This window comes from Moorella mulderi DSM 14980, assembly GCF_001594015.1.
In the GTDB taxonomy this organism is placed as follows: domain Bacteria; phylum Bacillota; class DSM-521; order Neomoorellales; family Neomoorellaceae; genus Neomoorella; species Neomoorella mulderi.
Genome location: NZ_LTBC01000001.1, coordinates 400,628 through 418,564, shown reverse-complemented (window position 1 = coordinate 418,564; position 17,937 = coordinate 400,628). Strand labels below are relative to the sequence as shown.

Genomic DNA, 17,937 nt, shown 5'->3' with positions numbered 1-17,937 from the left:
CTAACCCCCTCATTGGAGTTTATTTTAGGGCCGAGTTGGGAGTTGGCAGCATGGCCGTATTTCTCCAGCAGATAATCAACGGGCTGTCCCTGGGCAGCATCTATGCCCTCATTGCCCTGGGCTATACCATGGTTTATGGTATTATCCAGTTGATTAATTTTGCCCATGGCGACATTTTAATGGTGGGCGCTTATATTGCCTTTTTTGGGGTAGTTTATCTCAAATTAAATATCTGGCTGGCCTTTATCATTTCCATGATCGGTTCTGCTATCCTGGGGGTTCTCATTGAGCGGGTCGCCTATAAACCTTTACGTAACGCTGGCCGCCTGGCACCCTTGATTACAGCCATCGGCGTATCCTTATTTCTGGAGAACGGGGGCCTGATGGTCCTGGGAACCGAAATTCGTTCCTATCCGGCGGGGCTAATCACCAGCGCCCAACTACCTTTGGCGATATTTGGCATAAAACTGACAGCCACCACCCTGCAGCTTTTAATTCTAGCCATTACTATCGCAATGATGATCATATTGCAGTATATTGTCCATTATACCTGGGCGGGTAAAGCCATGCGGGCTGTCTCCTACGACCCTGATGCCGCCAGGCTCATGGGCATCAATGTAGATAACACCATTTCCGTAACCTTTGCCCTGGGCTCGGCCTTTGCCGCTGTAGCCGGCATTCTCCTGGGTCTCTATTATAATACTATCCATCCCTTAATGGGCATTATGCCCGGTTTAAAGGCCTTCGTGGCGGCAGTTATTGGCGGCATCGGCCTGATTCCCGGGGCCATGGTGGGGGGCTTTGCCCTGGGTATTTTTGAAACCATGGTCAGCGGTTACTGGAGCAGTAAATTACGGGACCCCATTGTGTTTCTCCTGCTTATCCTAATCCTGCTGGTCAAGCCGTCCGGCCTGCTGGGAAAGAACAATACTGAAAAAGTGTAGGTGAAACAGGTGCGATTTAGCAAAAAAAATCTACTCTCCCTGGCCGGCGCGATCCTAATTTATTTTTTGGTTTACTGGCTGCAGGCAGCGGGTGTAATCAGTGCCTTCCAGGAGATCAATTTAATGATGGTTGGGATCAATATTATCCTGGCAGTTAGCCTGAATCTAATTGTCGGCTTTACCGGCCAGTTGGCCCTTGGCCATGCGGGCTTCATGGCAGTGGGTGCCTATGTATCCGCTATCCTGACTACCAACTTGGGCCAGCCTTTTCCGGTGGCTATCCTGGCCGGTGCTTGCACGGCGGCCGTTGCCGGGATTATCATCGGGTTACCCACCTTGCGCTTGCGGGGAGACTACCTGGCTATCGCCACTCTGGGGTTTGGAGAAATTATCCGGGGAGCAGCCAACAATATTAACTATATCGGCGGCGCCGCCGGGATGATTGGTATTCCCCAATTGACCAATTGGACCTGGCTTTACCTGATGATGGTCCTGACCATCCTGGTTATTGTCAATTTCCTTAATTCTACCCACGGGCGGGCCTGTGTGGCCATCCGGGAAAATGAGATTGCCGCCGAAACTATGGGAATCAACACCACTTACTATAAAGTCCTGGCCTTTGCCATGGGCGCCTTTTTTGCCGGGATTGCCGGTGCACTCTATGCCCATTATTTTTATCTAATCCAGCCGGCCACTTTTACCTTTTTCCGCTCCTTTGACATCCTGGTCATGGTAGTCTTTGGCGGGTTGGGAAGCATCACCGGCTCCATCATTGCCGCGGCAGCCATCACAATTATTAATGCTGCCCTCCAGGACCTGGCCGTTTTAAGGATGGTTATCTACGCCGTACTATTGATTGTCATCATGGTTTTCCGCCCCCAGGGTTTAATGGGCACCAGGGAATTTACCCTGGACCGCTGGGTGCCGAAACGGGGTGAAGCCAGTGGCTCTGCTGGAAACTAGGGATTTGACAATTTCCTTCGGCGGCCTGATGGCGGTAGCCAATGTGGACCTGTGTTTACAGCAGGGAGAACTAGTAGGCCTGATTGGCCCCAACGGTGCGGGGAAAACGACGATTTTTAACCTGCTGACCGGTGTCTACCGTCCCACCAGGGGGGAGATTATTTTTAACGGCCGCAGCCTGGTAGGACTGAAACCCTATCAAATTACCCAGCGAGGCATTGCTAGAACTTTCCAGAATATCCGCCTTTTCGGCAATCTGAGTGTCCTTGACAATATCCGCATTGCCTACCACTGGCACAGCCGTTACGGCATACTCAACGCCATTTTCCGCCTGCCCTCCTTTCACCAGGGCGAAGCGGCGATACTGGCACGGAGTCAAGAACTGCTGCGGATATTTAAGCTGGAACCATACCAGTATGAAAAAGCCAAAAATTTGCCGTACGGCGAACAGCGCCGGCTGGAGATTGCCCGTGCCCTGGCGGCACGGCCTAAACTCCTTTTGCTCGACGAGCCGGCAGCCGGCATGAACCCCCAGGAAACAAAGGAATTAATGACCTTAATCAACTGGATACGGCAGGAGTTTGACCTGACGATTTTATTAATCGAGCACGATATGTCCCTGGTGATGGGTATTTGTGAGCGTATCTATGTCCTGGATTACGGCCAGGTTATTGCCGAGGGACCGCCTGAGGACATTCGCAACAACGAGCGGGTTATCGAAGCTTACCTGGGACGGGAGGTGAACGGTGTTGCTCCTCAAGGTGGAAAATCTTAATGTCTATTACGGCGCCATCCATGCCCTGAAGGGTATTTCCCTGGAAGTAAATGAAGGCGAAATTGTAACCCTCATCGGGGCCAACGGGGCCGGTAAAAGCACCACCTTGAAAACGATTTCCGGTCTTTTACGGCCCCAGAGCGGTACCATCACCTACCAGGGCCAGAACGTTAACGGCCTGCCGGCCCAGGCCATAGTAAAAATGGGTATTTCCCAGGTGCCGGAAGGCCGGAGGATTTTCCCCAATCTCACAGTGCGGGAAAACCTGGAGCTAGGTGCCTACCTGCGCCGGGACCGGGAAGGAATAAATAAAAGCATGCAGGAGGTTTTCCGGCGCTTCCCCCGTCTCAAGGAACGCCAGAAACAGATGGCCGGCACCTTAAGCGGCGGTGAACAGCAGATGCTGGCCATCGGCCGGGCGCTGATGTCCAGGCCAAAGCTCATGCTGCTGGACGAGCCGTCCATGGGCCTGGCACCTATCCTAGTGCAGGAAATTTTTAATATCATCAGGGAGATCAACGAACAGGGAACGACGATTTTACTGGTAGAGCAAAACGCCAACATGGCTTTGAGCGTGGCCCACCGCGGTTATGTCTTAGAGACGGGACGGATTACCCTGGCAGGCAGTGCCGCCGATCTGGCCAACAGCGAAGCCGTCAAAAAGGCCTACCTGGGCGGGTAATCTGCAGGCCGGGCAGTTATCTTGACTTGGCATGCGGGCGGTCGTATAATGGCATGGGAGTGGATCGGGCCTGGTGGCCTGCCTGGACTTCAAATCCAGCCGGCGCGTGGGTGAGCCCCGGGCGCGGTGGGTTCGATTCCCACACACTCCCGCCAGAGCCATAGCAGCCAAGAAGGGCCGTGTTGTTCGTTGAAGGAGGCTGACAGTGCAATGGCCGTTCTGGAAGTAGTCATAGCCCCCCTGGGAACAGGTAGCACCAGCATCAGCCAGTATGTGGCCGATGCCCACAGGGTCCTGCAGGAAACACCGGGAATCAAGTATCAATTAACGCCTATGGGTACCATTATCGAAGGTGAGCTGGATGTCTTATTTCCCCTATTGCAGCGACTGCACGAGGTACCCTTTGTAAAGGGAGCCCGGCGGTCTATGACTATTATCCGCATTGACGACCGGCGCGATAAGGATTTGACCATGGAAGGAAAAGTTAAATCGGTTGAGGAAAAGCTGGTAACAAGCAAATAGCCAGAGTGAATTAAACCCCACCGGCGGGTAAAAATGGAGGGAACCGCCAGTGGGGTTTTCTATTGTCGTTCATATGATAGCTTAAGGAGGCCTTTTGGTCCGGTTAGCTGCTTGATTGACAACACTGTGGAACGATTATACAATGATCCCAAATAAACGGTTACCGGAAGGAGGGGGCGAAGTGAGCCGGCCTGTACCCCCCGCAGGGGAGATTATTCTTACCTACGACGACTATCTGCGCCTGCCAGATGATGGGAAACGCTATGAAATCTTGGAAGGGGTGCTGCATGTGACACCGTCGCCCACTACCCAGCACCAGCGGGTGTCGCGCAACCTGCACTTCATTCTGCACACCTATGTCATGGGAAAAGGTTTGGGGGAAGTTTTTGCAGCGCCGCTGGATGTGGTTCTCAGTAACATCAGCATAACCCAGCCAGATTTGATCTATGTTTCCCGGGAAAGGCAAAACGTGATCACCGAAAAAAATATTGCTGGCACTCCCGACCTGGTGGTGGAAATCCTTTCCCCCTCCACATCCGGTACCGATAAAGTAACCAAGGCTCAGGTCTATGCCCGTTATGGCGTGCCTTACTACTGGGTGGTGGACCCCCAGGAAAAGACGGTGGAGGAGTTCCGCCTGGAAAGGGGTATTTACATGCTTATCCGCTGCTGGAAAAAAGAGGAACATTTTACACCCGAACTTTTCCCGGATCTGATGGTTGAACTGGCAAAAGTTTGGGCTTAAGGAATCCGTCCCTGGAAGGAGGGCAAAAAGATGGCTACAGCAGTGTGGGAGGCAGCAGTGACCTGCGAAACAGGCAGGCCCCTACCGGAAGGCAAGCTAACCTTTGAAGAATTTTTAGCCTGGTGTGATGAGGATACCTGGGCGGAATGGGTGGACGGGGAGGTAATTGTCTTGACGCTTCCTTCCTGTTTTCTTTACAAAGGGCCTCTTACCGTTTATAATGATAAACATGATGAGGAGGTGAGTCCTTTGGCCACCATTACCAAGGAAATGAGCATTACAGAAGTAGTCAGCAAGTACCCGCAGACGGTGCCGGTTTTTATGGAACACGGGATGGGTTGCCTGGGCTGCGCGGCGGCACGCTTTGAAAATATCGAGCAGGGAGCCATGGCCCATGGTATTGATGTTGCTAGCCTTGTTGCCGACCTGAATAAGGTGGTAAACAAAGGGGCTAAGGAAGACTAAAACTATACCTGGGGAAATCGCTCTTTATTACCAATATAAAGGGCGATTTTTTTATAAAGGGGGGGGAGCCGTGAGCTGTCCGGCGGATCGTTCTTTCTGTGAACTGGTGGTGGCTCTATCAACCATCCTGGATGTAGAAGAAGAGACTAAACTTTACCATGCCTGGCGGGTAGCCCTGGTGGCCCAGGAACTGGCCCAAAAAGTATTGCCCGGTCAGGCCACCCAGGTTTTTTATGCCGGCCTGCTCCACGACATTGGTGCCATGGGCCTGGACGACCACCTGGTGCACCTTACTCTTAAGGCAGGAGCCAGGCAAAACCCGGAAATAAGGGGCCACCCTGCCAGGGGGGCGACCATGGTAACCGCCATTCCCGGCCTGGGCGAGGAAGTGGCGGCCATGATCCGCGACCACCATGAACGGTGGGATGGTTCCGGCTACCCCCAGGGCCTTAAGGGCGGAGCTATCGTTCCCGGTGCCTTGCTCCTGGGGGTGGCTGATGAATTTGATCTAACCCTGCGGGCTTACCCCGGCAGCGACTGGTCTACCGTCAAAAAGGCCATGGCCTGGACGGTCCAGGAGGCCTTTCCCCCGGAACTGTTAACTGTTCTCGATAGCCTGATGGCGGGCTCGTTATTTGCAGAAGTAGCCACCAATGCAGCCCTGGAGTTAAAAATGTTCCGGGTAATTTTAGACCTGCCACCTGTAAATTTCCAGGTGGCTGAGCCGATGAAAATTACTATCAACCTTTTTGCCCAAATAATCGACGCCAAACACGCTTATACGGCCGGTCATTCCCGGCGGGTGGCCAGCTACGCCATGCGGCTGGCCCGCTGCCTGGGTTTTAGCGAAGAAGCAATCCAGCGCCTGGAAATTGCCGGGCTCCTCCATGATTTTGGCAAAATTGCCGTTCCCCGGGCCATTTTAGATAAACCAGGCCGGCTCGATGCCCGGGAATTAAAGGTGGTACGCCAGCATCCGGTGCGGACCATAGATTTATTGACCAGCGTTACCAGTTTAAAAGATATAGCCCATGATGCCGGCCTGCATCACGAACGTTATGATGGCCAAGGTTATCCTTATGGCCTGCATGATGGGGAAATCCCCCTGGGGGCGCGGATCATAGCCGTAGCCGATGCCTTTGATGCCATGACTTCCTTAAGGCCCTACCAGCCTACCCGGACACCCGAAGAAGCAGTGGCTATTCTAAGCCGGGGTAGTGGTAGCCAGTTTGATCCGGCAGTTGTGGCCGTCGCCTCGTGTTTGCTTACATAACTGGAAGTGGTGGTGATGGCCTTGCGCTCTTTACGCTGGAAGATCGCCTTAAACTTTTTAACCCTCCTCTTTTTGACCCTGTTGGCAGCTTATCTTTACCTGCGCCAGGCCATCCTTGACGCCCTAGGGCTGCCGTGGCTGCCGCCCTTCCGGGCCGGTGCCCTGGTGGCCAGGCTGGAAGGGCAGCTCCTGCTGACCATGCTGGTGGTACTGGTAGTAATGACCGCCGGGACCTTTATCCTGTCCCGGGGGATAATTATGCCCCTGACGGCCCTGCTACCCCTGACGCAAAAAATTGCCGGCGGCGACCTGGAGCAGCGGATCGAGATTCAAGGTAATGATGAAATAGGGTTGTTGAGCCACCACCTCAATGTCATGGTGGAAACTTTACGCAACAACTTCCGGGAAATGGCAGAAGAAAGAAATAAAATGCAAGCAATTCTTGCCAGTATGAGTGACGCCCTGTTAACTGTGGACCAGGTGGGCCGGGTAATGCTCTTAAATCCGGCGGCCGAAGCCATGTTTGGCAAGAAAGGTACGGAAGTTGAGCACAAGTATTTACTGGAAGTAATTCGCAATCATGAGGTCGATAAACTCGTCAAAGAAATCCTGTCCAGCGGCATGCCCCTGGAGATAGAAACCCGCCTTTTTCCTACTACTAATCAGCTTTTTAAAATTTATGGGGCGCCCATTCTCAGTGCCCAAAAACGGGTAGTGGGTGCGGCCCTGACCATCCGGGATATAACAAATATCCGCCGCTTGGAACAAATGCGGACGGAGTTTGTGGCTAACGTTTCCCACGAACTGCGCACGCCCCTGACGTCTATCCGGGGGTTTGTGGAGACCCTGCTGGAAGGGGCCCTGGAAGACCCGGAAGTGAGCCGCCGTTTTCTGGGTATTATCAATAAAGAGGCCCAGCGCCTGCAGCAGTTAATTGAAGATCTCCTGGCTCTCTCGCGGCTGGAAAATCAACCCCAGCGGGTCCGCCCCGGCAGGGCCAAGCTCATACCTACCCTGGAGGGAGTTTTGGCTACAGTTAATCCCCTGGCCCGGGAAAAGGGGGTTAACCTGGAAGTAGAAATACCGGAAGGCCTGCCCTCCCTGGCCATTGGCGAGAATTATTTAAGTCAGGTTTTGCTAAATTTAATTGACAATGGCATTAAGTACACCCCTGCCGGCGGCAGGGTAACGGTACGGGCCGGCCTAGAGAACGATGGCATCCAGGTGGAGGTAGAAGATACCGGTATTGGTATACCGGCAGAAAGCTTGCCCCGGGTTTTTGAACGTTTTTACCGGGTTGACAAGGCTCGCTCCAGGGAAATGGGGGGTACCGGCCTGGGCCTGGCTATAGTTAAGCATATCGTTGAAGCCCACGGTGGTAATGTCGGTGTAACCAGCCAGCCGGGGCAGGGCAGCCGTTTCTTTTTTACCTTACCGGTAGTAACTGAAGGAAAGGTACAGGCGGAAAGTCCCATACCGGAGAAGGCTCAAAATTAATCTAAACTTAACAAGGCCATTATTGATTCTTAACAGGAATGAGTTATAATATCATTAAACCTAATACCTGATTACCTCCAAATCAGGTGTCCTCTGACCTCCTTTAATATATACACTCTTTTGAGCCCAGGTTTTCTGGGCCACTTTTTTAGGTATAAAAATGAAGGCCACTCCATGGAAGGAGGGCCTTCATTTTAAAGAGCCGGTCAGAACCTTAACTCCGGCTACTGCAGCTACCTGCATAGCCTGCGACAACCTTCCGGCTGCCACAGACCATTACGGCAACTACAATAACCTTTGCTCGATGACCATAGCTACCTGTGAAGCCCGTAAAGATCTCTCGACCTGTACGAACCTCGAGCTTTTTGTTATAAAAGCCTTCGGCAACTATGGTCATCTTAGCTCGACCAGCAACCATCCTTGCCGACCTGCCATTAATCCTTCGGACTAACGGCAAGCCATGACGAACAGCTGCTGATCTGCCCGCCGGCCGGTCAGCAAGCCTTTTGACCTGCTGGCGACCTTTGGCCGAAAATTAGCGAGCCCGTCACCGGACCCGATAATTTTCTGGGCTCGGCCCTGGCCGACCCTGCTGATAGTATTATGCCCCCGTTAACTGTAAATATTTATTCTTAAGCCCCCAAAATTGGTGCCAATTTATGGATTAAGATTACGATAAAGCAATTCTAATGTTACTTTAATAATCTTTTGTTAAGCTAGAAGGAGTAAAAAGGAGTGAAGGACTGTGCACCTGGAAGCGGACCTCCACACCCACACCATCGCCAGCGGCCATGCGTACAGTACCGTTAAGGAACTGGCTGAAGCTGCTGAAAAACGGGGACTGAAGATGATTGCCATTACCGATCACGGCCTCAAAATGCCTGGCGGTCCCCATGAATATCACTTCAGCAATCTGGTAGCCCTGCCCCGCAAGATTGGCAACGTAGAAATTCTCCGGGGCGTGGAAGCAAATATCCTGGATCCAGAGGGTCACCTGGATGTACCCGACCGCCTGCTGGACCAGTTAGACATTGTCCTGGCGGGCTTCCATACAGGTACTGGTTTCGATAACCGGTCCGAGGAAGAATATACCCGGGCCGCCCTGGCTGCCTTAAGGAATCCCCGGGTACATATTATCGTCCACCCGGGCAATCCCGAATTTCCCCTGAATATAGAAAAGCTGGTCCTGGCGGCTGCCGCTGAGCGTAAAGCCCTGGAGATCAATAACAATTCCTTCAATATCAGCCGGCCGGGCAGCCTGCCCCGCTGTCAACTCCTGGCCAGGCTGGCCCAAAAATATAGGGTCTGGGTGGCTTTAAATAGCGATGCCCATGTCTTCACGGCAGTGGGCAATTTTGCCCGGGCCTGGCAGGTGGCCCGCAGTGCTGGTATTGGCGAAGACCAGGTGCTGAATTTGACTGTCAACCGGGTTAAGGAATACCTGGGCTGGCATCGCCGGCGCCCCCAGCTAACCCAGGAAGAAAAGGCCTTGACTGGTAGGACTTCCCAACCCCGGGCGGTTGGTGTATAATGCCTGGGGGAGGTGATCTTCCTGGCGAAAACAAAAGAGCGCTTTGTCTGCCAGCAATGTGGTTATGAAAGCTTAAGTTTTTTAGGCCGCTGCCCTGGTTGCGGCAGCTGGAACAGCCTGGTGGCGGAGACGGTAACCCTGGAAGGAATAAGCCGGCCGGCTGGATTGAAGGCACCTCCTGCTTTGCTGGCAGGGATAACTGATATTGCCGGGGAGCGCCTGGTAAGTTCTTTAAGCGAGTGGGACCGGGTGCTGGGGGGTGGCCTGGTACCGGGTTCCCTGATTCTTGTCGGCGGGGCGCCTGGCATTGGCAAGTCGACTTTACTCCTCCAGGTGGCCCACAGGCTTACCGCCAGGTATGGCAAGATACTTTATGTCTCCGGTGAAGAATCGCCCGGGCAGGTCAGGCTCAGGGCCCAGCGCTTGGGGGCCCTGACTGGAGAGATCTATTTACTGGCCGAGACGGATGTAGAAGCCATTCTGGCCGGGATAGAAGGGTTAGGCCCGGTAGCAGTCATTGTTGACTCCATCCAAACCATGTTCCTGCCGGCCATCCAGGCGGCGCCAGGGAGCGTATCCCAGGTGCGGGAATGTGCGGCGCGTTTTTTGCGCTTGGCCAAAGACGGTGGCCCGGCAGTAATCCTGGTCGGCCACGTCACCAAAGAAGGCTTCCTGGCCGGTCCCCGGGTCCTGGAACACCTGGTGGACACCGTCCTCTACCTGGAAGGAGAACGCTACCAGGCCTACCGGATCCTGCGTGCCGCCAAAAACCGTTTTGGTTCCACTAATGAAATCGGGATCTTTGAGATGGTTACCGGGGGGCTTAAGGAAGTGGCCAACCCGTCGGAAATGCTCCTGGCCGAGCGGCCGGCCGGGGTAGCCGGCTCCAGTGTAGTGGCCTGCCTGGAAGGGACCCGGCCCCTGCTCCTGGAGATCCAGGCCCTGGTGAGCCCGACTACCTTTGGCAACCCGCGGCGGCTGGCTACAGGGGTCGATTTTAACCGCGCCCTGTTGCTTACGGCAGTCCTGGAAAAACGGGCGGGATTACACCTGGGCGGCTATGACGTTTACCTTAACGTCGCCGGCGGCATCGCCATCAATGAACCGGCAGCCGACCTCGCCATTTGCCTGGCCATAGCCTCCGGCCTTAAAGACCGGCCGGTAGAGGCCGAAACTTTAGTTTTAGGGGAGGTTGGCCTGGCGGGGGAAGTCCGGGCCGTAAGCCAGATTGAAAGGCGCATAGAAGAAGCTGCCAGGCTGGGTTTCAGGCGTTTTCTTATCCCGGCGGGTAATAAATGCCGTCTTATAGGCCGGAATGATTACGAAATCTATGATGTACGGTCAGTGGTTGAGGCCCTGGAACTCGGTTTGACGGCTTAAATCATGCTATAATTATAATATGCACGGCTTTGCCGGAATGGGGGTAACAGGGGATGTTTAAAGTGGGCGATAAAGTAGTGTATCCCATGCACGGGGCGGGAATCATTGAGGCCATCGAGGAGCGGGAGGTACTGGGTCAAAAGAAAAAGTACTACATTATGCGCTTTCCCCTGGGTGATATGAAGGTGATGCTGCCCCTGGAAAGTGAGCAGGTGGTGGGTTTAAGGGAAGTGGTAGACGAAGAGGGCGTTGAGCAAGTAATAAAGATTCTCAAAGAGAAAAAAGCTACCGGCAGTACCGGTACCAACTGGAACCATCGCTACCGGGCCAACCTGGAGAAGTTGCGTAGCGGTAACATTTACCAGATAGCCGAGGTAGTCAGTATCCTGGCCAGGCGGGAGCACGATAAGGGGCTGTCCACCGGCGAGCGCAAAATGCTGGAAAATGCCCGCCAGATTTTAATCAGTGAACTGGCCCTGGCCCGCAACTATGAAAAAAAGCAGGTAGAAACCATGCTGGAAAAACTTTTAGCCTGATGGTTCCCACGGTATAAGATGGGGCCGGGTGAGGAAGAATTGAAAAGAAAGGAAGTAAAGAAGGTGAAGGGATGTTATACCGGATTTTACGGGGTGCCATAGCCCTGGTGGCGGCAGGGACGGGTTTTTATGCTGCCCAAATGGGACTGGCCATCTGGCAGCAAAGCTGGGGCAGCAGCCCTCTACCGGGCTTACGCTGGACCCTGCTGGCCCTGGTGACCTTGATTGCGGCCTTAATTGGCTATAGCCTGGCCCAGCGCCTGATTAATTTCGTCACCCAGTCGACGCGCTGGCTGGAGGGGAGGTTGCAGCGGACACCGGCCCAGGAAATAATCAGCGGTTCCTTAGGACTTATTTTTGGACTTATAATCGCTAATTTATTGGGTGCCTCCTTCTTTCACCTGCCCCTGGTGGGACCCTACATTCCTATGGCCGGCAGCCTCTTCTTTGGCTACCTGGGCTGGAGCCTGGGCACCAAGCGCAAGGACGAAGTCTGGGGACTGTTTAACCTCATTCCCCGCTGGGGTGGCAAGGACCGGGAAAAAGGCAAGGGTGAAGGCGGGAAACCGGCAGCCAAAATCCTGGATACCAGCGTTATCATTGACGGCCGCATAGCCGATATTATTAAAAGCGGCTTTATCGAAGGCACCGTGGTGATACCCTCCTTTGTCCTGGAAGAATTACGGCACATAGCCGATTCCTCTGACCTGTTAAAACGTAACCGCGGGCGACGGGGCCTGGATATCCTCAATAAAATTCGCAAGGAAATGGCTGTGAACGTCAAAGTCCTGGAAGTTGATTTTGAAGACCTGACGGAGGTGGATAGCAAATTAGTCCGCCTGGCCCAGAAACTGGCCGCCCCCATCCTGACCAATGATTACAACCTGAATAAGGTGGCTGAACTCCAGGGCGTGCGGGTACTGAACATCAATGAGCTGGCCAATGCTGTCAAACCCGTTGTCCTGCCGGGTGAAGAAATGACCGTCCAGGTCATCAAGGATGGCAAGGAGATTGGCCAGGGGGTGGCTTACCTGGATGACGGTACCATGATTGTGGTCGAAAATGGCCGCCGCTACATAGGCCAGACCATTGCCGTCCTGGTAACAAGCGTCTTGCAAACGGCAGCCGGCCGGATGATCTTTGCCCGGCCCAAAGGGCCGGAACGTAAAATAGGTTCCAACCACCAGGCCCTGGAGCGGGGTGAATACCAGTGCCTTTCTTAAGCTTGATTATAGCCGCCGCCGGCCAGGGCCGGCGGCTGGGGACCGGTAGCAATAAGGTTTTTTTACCCCTGGGAGATAAACCCATCCTGGCCCACACCCTGGCGGTAGCCGAGGCTTCCCCCCTGGTAGATGAAGTCATCGTCGTTACGCGGCCCGAAGATATCCCCCTGTGCCACCAGGTGGTTACAGGCGGGCCTTACCGGAAGGTGAGGCAAATAGTCACCGGTGGGAGGGAGAGGCAGGATTCCATTGCGGCCGGCCTTAAGGCCGTAGCGCCGGCAGCAGAATGGGTGGCCGTGCACGATGGTGCACGGCCTTTTTTGAGTCCGGCCCTGCTGGAGCGGGTGATTACGGCGGCCCGGGATACCGGGGCGGCCATTGCAGCCCTTCCGGTGAAAGAAACCATTAAGAGGGGTAATACAGAGGATCTGGTTACTGCCACCCTGGAACGCCGGGGTCTCTGGGCGGTACAGACGCCGCAAGTTTTCCGCCGGGACTGGCTGGCAGCGGCCTACCGGGAGGCTGAAATTAACGGCTGGCAGGCTACCGATGATGCGGCCCTGGTGGAAAGGGCGGGTTACCCGGTGAAACTAGTTCCAGGAGAAGAAGTAAATATTAAAATTACCACCCCGGGCGACCTGATCCTGGCCCGGGCCATTATGGCAGGTGATAGTTAATGCGTACCGGCTGCGGTTTTGATGTCCACCGCCTGGTCCCGGGCCGGCGCCTGGTCCTGGGCGGGGTTGAAATCCCCTATTCCCTCGGCCTGGCCGGCCATTCTGATGCCGATGTTTTGCTCCACGCCCTGGCCGATGCCCTGCTGGGGGCGGCCGCCCTGGGGGATATCGGCAGGCATTTTCCCCCCGGGGATCCCCGCTATAAAGACGCCGATAGCCTGGTCCTGCTGCAGGAGGTTTACCGTATGGTCAGGCAGGCGGGCTACCGCCTGGGCAATGCCGATACCATTATCATTGCCGAGCAGCCCAAGCTCGCGCCCTTTATTGACAGCATGCGGGAGAGGATAGCCCGGGCCCTGGAAGTTCATAAAGGCCAGATCAGCATTAAGGCCACCACCACCGAGGGCCTGGGCTTTACCGGGCGGGGTGAGGGTATTGCCGCCCAGGCCAGCGTCTTGTTGCTTGACAGTGATGAACGCCCCGGTTTATAATGTTTCTGATTGAAGGTTTATAACGCTAACGGCTATGAGCAGGGAGAGTAGGCGCACCAAGGGTCACCAGAGAGGGATCACCGGTGGCTGGAAGTGGTCCCTGATACCGGGCGCTGAAGTGCCCCTGGGAGCTGCAGGGCTGAACGGAAGTAGGCCCTGCCGGCGGGCCCCGTTATTGGCCTGGGCAGCATATTGCCCGCTGAGGGGGAGAGCAATCTCCAAACAGGGTGGAACCGCGGCCTTTCGTCCCTGACGGGATGAAAGGTTTTTATATTATGGGGGGAGGTTGTTAGCTTTGTGGCGGCAGCTAAAAAGGGATATTGAAGTTATTTTCCAGCGTGACCCGGCAGCCAGGAGCCTGCTGGAGGTAATCCTCTGTTATCCCGGTTTTCATGCCCTGCTCCTCCACCGCATCGCCCATTTCTTTTACTGCCATGGTATGACACTCCTGGCAAGGTTTATATCCCAGGTCAACCGCTTCTTGACCGGGATTGAAATCCATCCCGGGGCTAAACTGGGTGAAGGTGTTTTTATCGACCACGGCATGGGAGTGGTCATCGGCGAGACGGCAGAAGTAGGCAATAATGTTACCCTGTACCAGGGAGTTACCCTGGGGGGTACCGGCAAGGAAAAGGGAAAACGCCACCCAACCATTGGCAATAATGTCGTCATCAGTGCCGGGGCCAAGGTCCTGGGGAATATTAACATCGGCGATAACGTCAAAATAGGAGCCGGTTCCGTTGTTTTACGTGATGTGCCGGCCAACTGCACGGTGGTAGGTGTTCCGGGCAAGGTGGTTGTCCGTAACGGCCGCAAAATTGCCGATGCCGAAGTCAGCGAAATCGACCTCCGCCACGACGAATTGCCGGACCCGGTGGCCGAAATGCTCCTCTGCCTGCAACGCCAGATCCAGCGGTTGGAACGAAGGATCGAAGAACTGGAGGCCAGCAAGGATGAGCATCTACCTGTACAATACGCTGACGGGACGAAAGGAAGAGTTCACTCCGTCTGAGCCGGGCCGGGTGCGGATGTATGTCTGCGGGCCCACTACTTATAACTATATCCACCTGGGCAACGCCCGGCCCCTGGTAGTCTTTGACGCCTTACGCCGCTACCTGGAATACCGGAATTATGACGTCATTTATGTCCAGAATTTCACCGACATCGACGACAAGGTCATCAACAGGGCCCGGGAAGAAGGAGTACCGGCTTTAAGTATAGCTGAACGTTATATTGAAGAGTTTTTTCGCGACGCCGATGCCTTAAATGTTAAGCGGGCCTCCCTTTATCCCCGGGTCAGCCAGCATATAAGAGATATTATCGCCGCCATCGAGGAGCTTATGAGGCGCGGTTTTGCCTATGAAGCCGGCGGCGACGTTTACTTTGAAGTAGAAAAGTTCCCCGCCTACGGCCGCCTGTCCGGGCGTACTCCCGGGGAAATGCGGGCCGGCGCCCGGGTGGAAGTCAATACTGCCAAGCGCAACCCCCTGGACTTTGCCCTCTGGAAGGCCGCCTGCCCCGGGGAACCGGCCTGGGATAGCCCCTGGGGGCCGGGCCGGCCGGGCTGGCATATTGAGTGCTCCACCATGGCCTTGAAATACCTGGGGACAGGGTTCGATATCCACGGTGGCGGCGCTGATCTAATTTTTCCCCATCATGAAAATGAAATTGCCCAGGCAGAAGCCCAGACAGGCTGCCCCTTTGCCCGTTTCTGGCTGCACAACGGCTTTATCACCGTCAATCAAGAAAAGATGTCCAAGTCTAAAGGTAATTTCTTCCTGGTAAGGGACATCGCCAGCCGTTTCCGGCCCCTGGCCGTGCGCCTGTTTTTACTTTCTACCCATTACCGCAGCCCCATTGACTTTGATGACGCCGGGCTCCTGGCCGCCGAGAAGGGCCTGGAACGCCTGGAAAATACCCGCCGCCTTTTGAACGAGGCCCGCTGCCACCTGGGAGGTGCCGGTGGGTCAACTGCCAGCAGCGAAAAGGGTGCTACCCTGGCCGGGCGGGTTGAAGAACTGCGCCGGGAGTTTACGGCTGCCCTGGATGATGACTTCAATACGGCGCGGGCCCTGGCGGCCCTTTACGACCTGGCCCGGGAGATCAATAGTTACCTTGCTGGGACGGCCCGGCCGGACGCCGGGGTTGTTAAAAGGGCAGCTACGGTTTTTGAGGAACTGGGCGAAAATGTCCTGGGCCTCTTTGGCCGGCCCCAGCAGCAAGTGGATGATGCCCTCCTGGAAGGCCTCATGGACCTCATTTTAAGCATCCGCCAGGAAGCCCGGCAGCGCAAAGACTGGGCCACGGCCGACGCCATCCGCGACCGTCTCAAAGCCCTGGGGATAATCCTGGAGGATACGCCCCGCGGGCCCCGCTGGAAGAAAAGCTGAGGGGTGGCCGCAGTGGATCCTGTTGCCGGCCTTTCGCCCCTGGTTCTCGCCTATGTCGGAGACGCCGTTTACGAACTGCTGGTCCGCACCCACCTGGTGCGCCGGGGTCCGGCCAGGCTGGAGCAATTGCACCGGGAAGCCGTGCGTTTCGTCCGGGCCGCCGGCCAGGCCAGGTTAGTACCGGTCCTGGAGGCCCACTTGACGGCTACGGAAAAGGACATCCTGCGCCGGGGCCGTAACGCCCGGCCGGGTCACCTGCCCCGCAGCGCCGTCCCGGAGGAGTACCATTCCAGCACGGCCCTGGAAAGCCTCTTCGGTTACCTGTACCTGAAGGGCGAGTGGCAAAGGCTGGACGAGCTTGCCCGGCTGATTTTTGAGCTGGCGGAAGTATAACAGGGAGAGGATTAAAATGCAAGTCGAACTCATCAGCCATACCCCGGAGCCGGAGCGCCTGGTGGCCGCGGCGGCCCGCCTCTGTTATTCGCCCCGGGGGGCAAGCAGGCTTCTGGCCGCAATGGATAGAGAGGAAATAGAAAGGCTGCTGCGCCTGCTTTTATCCCTGGGCCATGAATCCCCCCTGGAGCATATCACCTTTACCTTTGCCATAGAAGGGGTCAGCCGCGTCCTTTCCCACCAGCTGGTCAGGCACCGCATAGCTTCCTATTCCCAGAAATCCCAGCGTTACGTCAACGAAGACAACTTCACCTACATTATCCCCCCCAGCATCGCCGCCGTGCCGGAAGCCCTGGCCCGCTACCAGGAATGTATGAGGGCCTTACAAAAGGCATATCATGAAATACAGGAGCTGGTCCCCCGGGAAGATGCCCGCTACCTGTTACCCAATGCCTGCGAGACAAAGCTGGTCTGTACTTTTAATGCCCGCAGTTTGTTTAATTTTTTCCGCCTGCGTTGCTGTAACCGGGCCCAGTGGGAAATTCGGGAATTGGCCTTAAAAATGAGGGACCAGGTGAGAAAGGTTGCTCCCCTGATTTTTAGCCACGCCGGGCCCACCTGCGAGACGGAAGGCGTCTGCCACGAAGGCGCCCAGAGTTGTGGCCGGGCGCCGGTTGTCCGTGCCAGGGAGGAAAGTTAATGGACGATATTCTTGCCGGCCGCAACCCGGTCCGGGAAGCCCTGCGGGCCGGCCGGCCCTTGCATAAAATTTTAATGGCCCCGCGGCTGGAAGGCAGGGTAATTGGCGAGATCCTCGCCCTGGCCCGGAGCCAGGGAATTCCTGTCCAGCGGGTGGACAGGCCGGTTCTGGATAAAATGGCAGGTTCCCGGCACCAGGGCGTCGTAGCCCTGGCGGCGGCCAGGAGTTATGCCGAACTTGAGGACCTCCTATTCCTGGCGCGGGAAAAACAGGAGCCCCCCTTTTTAATCATGCTGGACCAGGTGGAGGACCCCCATAACCTGGGGGCCATTTTACGCTCGGCAGAAGCCGCCGGCGCCCACGGCATTATTATCCCCCGGCGGCGCACGGCGGGGTTAACCACAGCCGTGGCCCGGGCTGCTGCCGGAGCCCTGGAGTATGTCCCTGTAGCCAGGGTGACCAACCTGTCCCAGGCCATCGCCAGGCTGAAGGCTGAAGGGATCTGGGTCATTGGTGCTGAGGGCGATGGCACCAAGGAAGCCTTTGCTACCGATTTTACCATACCCCTGGTCCTGGTCTTCGGGAGCGAGGGCCGGGGGCTTTCTCCCCTGGTCAGGTCCCACTGTGATTTTACCGTGAGACTGCCCCTGCGCGGGAGAATTAATTCTTTAAATGTTGCTGCCGCAGCTTCGGTTTTAATGTATGAGGTCGTCCGCCAGAGGTATTCCTGCCCGGTATGAAGCGGGGTGA

At 55.6% G+C, this 17,937-nt stretch carries 20 protein-coding genes, 1 tRNA gene and 1 other annotated feature; all 21 genes read left to right on the top strand.

The annotated features are described in order from the left end of the window. The first annotated feature begins 50 nt into the window (after positions 1–50). Positions 51–944, top strand: coding sequence for a branched-chain amino acid ABC transporter permease (locus MOMUL_RS02170; RefSeq protein ID WP_062280901.1), 894 nt, complete (start codon positions 51–53; stop codon positions 942–944). Beyond that, positions 945–1,907, top strand: coding sequence for a branched-chain amino acid ABC transporter permease (locus MOMUL_RS02165; RefSeq protein WP_062280899.1), 963 nt, complete (start codon positions 945–947; stop codon positions 1,905–1,907). Then, the gene (locus MOMUL_RS02160; protein WP_062280896.1) at positions 1,888–2,682 is read left to right on the top strand and encodes an ABC transporter ATP-binding protein; all 795 of its coding nucleotides are present in this window, start codon (positions 1,888–1,890) and stop codon (positions 2,680–2,682) included. Before MOMUL_RS02165 ends, MOMUL_RS02160 begins: the two co-directional genes overlap by 20 nt. Then, the gene (locus MOMUL_RS02155; protein WP_062280893.1) at positions 2,657–3,364 is read left to right on the top strand and encodes an ABC transporter ATP-binding protein; all 708 of its coding nucleotides are present in this window, start codon (positions 2,657–2,659) and stop codon (positions 3,362–3,364) included. Before MOMUL_RS02160 ends, MOMUL_RS02155 begins: the two co-directional genes overlap by 26 nt. Positions 3,365–3,419: 55 nt before the next feature. After that, positions 3,420–3,519 (top strand) — tRNA-Sec (locus MOMUL_RS16050). Between the two features lie 55 nt (positions 3,520–3,574). Continuing rightward, positions 3,575–3,886, top strand: coding sequence for an MTH1187 family thiamine-binding protein (locus tag MOMUL_RS02150; protein WP_062280890.1), 312 nt, complete (start codon positions 3,575–3,577; stop codon positions 3,884–3,886). A gap of 181 nt (positions 3,887–4,067) precedes the next feature. After that, positions 4,068–4,631: a Uma2 family endonuclease gene (locus MOMUL_RS02145; protein WP_062280887.1), complete on the top strand. Its 564-nt coding sequence runs from the start codon at positions 4,068–4,070 to the stop codon at positions 4,629–4,631. 270 nt (positions 4,632–4,901) lie between these two features. Beyond that, positions 4,902–5,096 carry a DUF1858 domain-containing protein gene (locus tag MOMUL_RS17760; protein ID WP_062281441.1) on the top strand — a complete coding sequence of 65 codons (195 nt, stop codon included), beginning with the start codon at positions 4,902–4,904 and terminating at the stop codon, positions 5,094–5,096. A 70-nt stretch (positions 5,097–5,166) separates the two neighbouring features. Further along, positions 5,167–6,369 carry an HD-GYP domain-containing protein gene (locus MOMUL_RS17595; protein WP_062280884.1) on the top strand — a complete coding sequence of 401 codons (1,203 nt, stop codon included), beginning with the start codon at positions 5,167–5,169 and terminating at the stop codon, positions 6,367–6,369. Positions 6,370–6,384: 15 nt separating this feature from the next. Next, on the top strand, positions 6,385–7,866 hold the full coding sequence (gene pnpS, locus MOMUL_RS02130; RefSeq protein ID WP_062280881.1) for a two-component system histidine kinase PnpS: 1,482 nt from the start codon (positions 6,385–6,387) through the stop codon (positions 7,864–7,866). 745 nt (positions 7,867–8,611) lie between these two features. Next, a complete protein-coding gene (locus tag MOMUL_RS02125; protein ID WP_062280878.1) occupies positions 8,612–9,397 on the top strand; it encodes a phosphatase in 786 nt (261 codons plus the stop codon). Between the two features lie 21 nt (positions 9,398–9,418). Beyond that, entirely contained in the window at positions 9,419–10,777 is a 1,359-nt protein-coding gene (radA, locus tag MOMUL_RS02120) for a DNA repair protein RadA (protein WP_062281438.1), read from the top strand. A 53-nt stretch (positions 10,778–10,830) separates the two neighbouring features. Further along, a complete protein-coding gene (locus MOMUL_RS02115; RefSeq protein ID WP_054935929.1) occupies positions 10,831–11,313 on the top strand; it encodes a CarD family transcriptional regulator in 483 nt (160 codons plus the stop codon). Between the two features lie 71 nt (positions 11,314–11,384). After that, entirely contained in the window at positions 11,385–12,536 is a 1,152-nt protein-coding gene (locus MOMUL_RS02110; RefSeq protein WP_062280875.1) for a PIN/TRAM domain-containing protein, read from the top strand. Beyond that, a complete protein-coding gene (gene ispD, locus MOMUL_RS02105; RefSeq protein WP_062280872.1) occupies positions 12,524–13,213 on the top strand; it encodes a 2-C-methyl-D-erythritol 4-phosphate cytidylyltransferase in 690 nt (229 codons plus the stop codon). The genes MOMUL_RS02110 and ispD overlap by 13 nt, the downstream gene beginning before the upstream one ends. Beyond that, positions 13,213–13,704 carry a 2-C-methyl-D-erythritol 2,4-cyclodiphosphate synthase gene (gene ispF / locus MOMUL_RS02100; RefSeq protein ID WP_062280869.1) on the top strand — a complete coding sequence of 164 codons (492 nt, stop codon included), beginning with the start codon at positions 13,213–13,215 and terminating at the stop codon, positions 13,702–13,704. The genes ispD and ispF overlap by 1 nt, the downstream gene beginning before the upstream one ends. 25 nt (positions 13,705–13,729) lie before the next feature. Next, positions 13,730–13,958: a binding site (T-box leader), on the top strand. A 41-nt stretch (positions 13,959–13,999) separates the two neighbouring features. Next, complete coding sequence (cysE, locus tag MOMUL_RS02095) at positions 14,000–14,716, top strand: serine O-acetyltransferase (protein ID WP_062280866.1); 717 nt, start codon at positions 14,000–14,002, stop codon at positions 14,714–14,716. Next, entirely contained in the window at positions 14,664–16,094 is a 1,431-nt protein-coding gene (gene cysS, locus MOMUL_RS02090; protein WP_062281435.1) for a cysteine--tRNA ligase, read from the top strand. Before cysE ends, cysS begins: the two co-directional genes overlap by 53 nt. Positions 16,095–16,106: 12 nt before the next feature. Next, a complete protein-coding gene (locus MOMUL_RS02085; RefSeq protein WP_062280863.1) occupies positions 16,107–16,487 on the top strand; it encodes a Mini-ribonuclease 3 in 381 nt (126 codons plus the stop codon). A gap of 16 nt (positions 16,488–16,503) precedes the next feature. Next, the gene (thyX, locus tag MOMUL_RS02080) at positions 16,504–17,187 is read left to right on the top strand and encodes an FAD-dependent thymidylate synthase (protein WP_062280860.1); all 684 of its coding nucleotides are present in this window, start codon (positions 16,504–16,506) and stop codon (positions 17,185–17,187) included. Further along, a complete protein-coding gene (gene rlmB, locus MOMUL_RS02075; protein ID WP_062280857.1) occupies positions 17,187–17,927 on the top strand; it encodes a 23S rRNA (guanosine(2251)-2'-O)-methyltransferase RlmB in 741 nt (246 codons plus the stop codon). The genes thyX and rlmB overlap by 1 nt, the downstream gene beginning before the upstream one ends. Positions 17,928–17,937 lie beyond the last annotated feature (10 nt).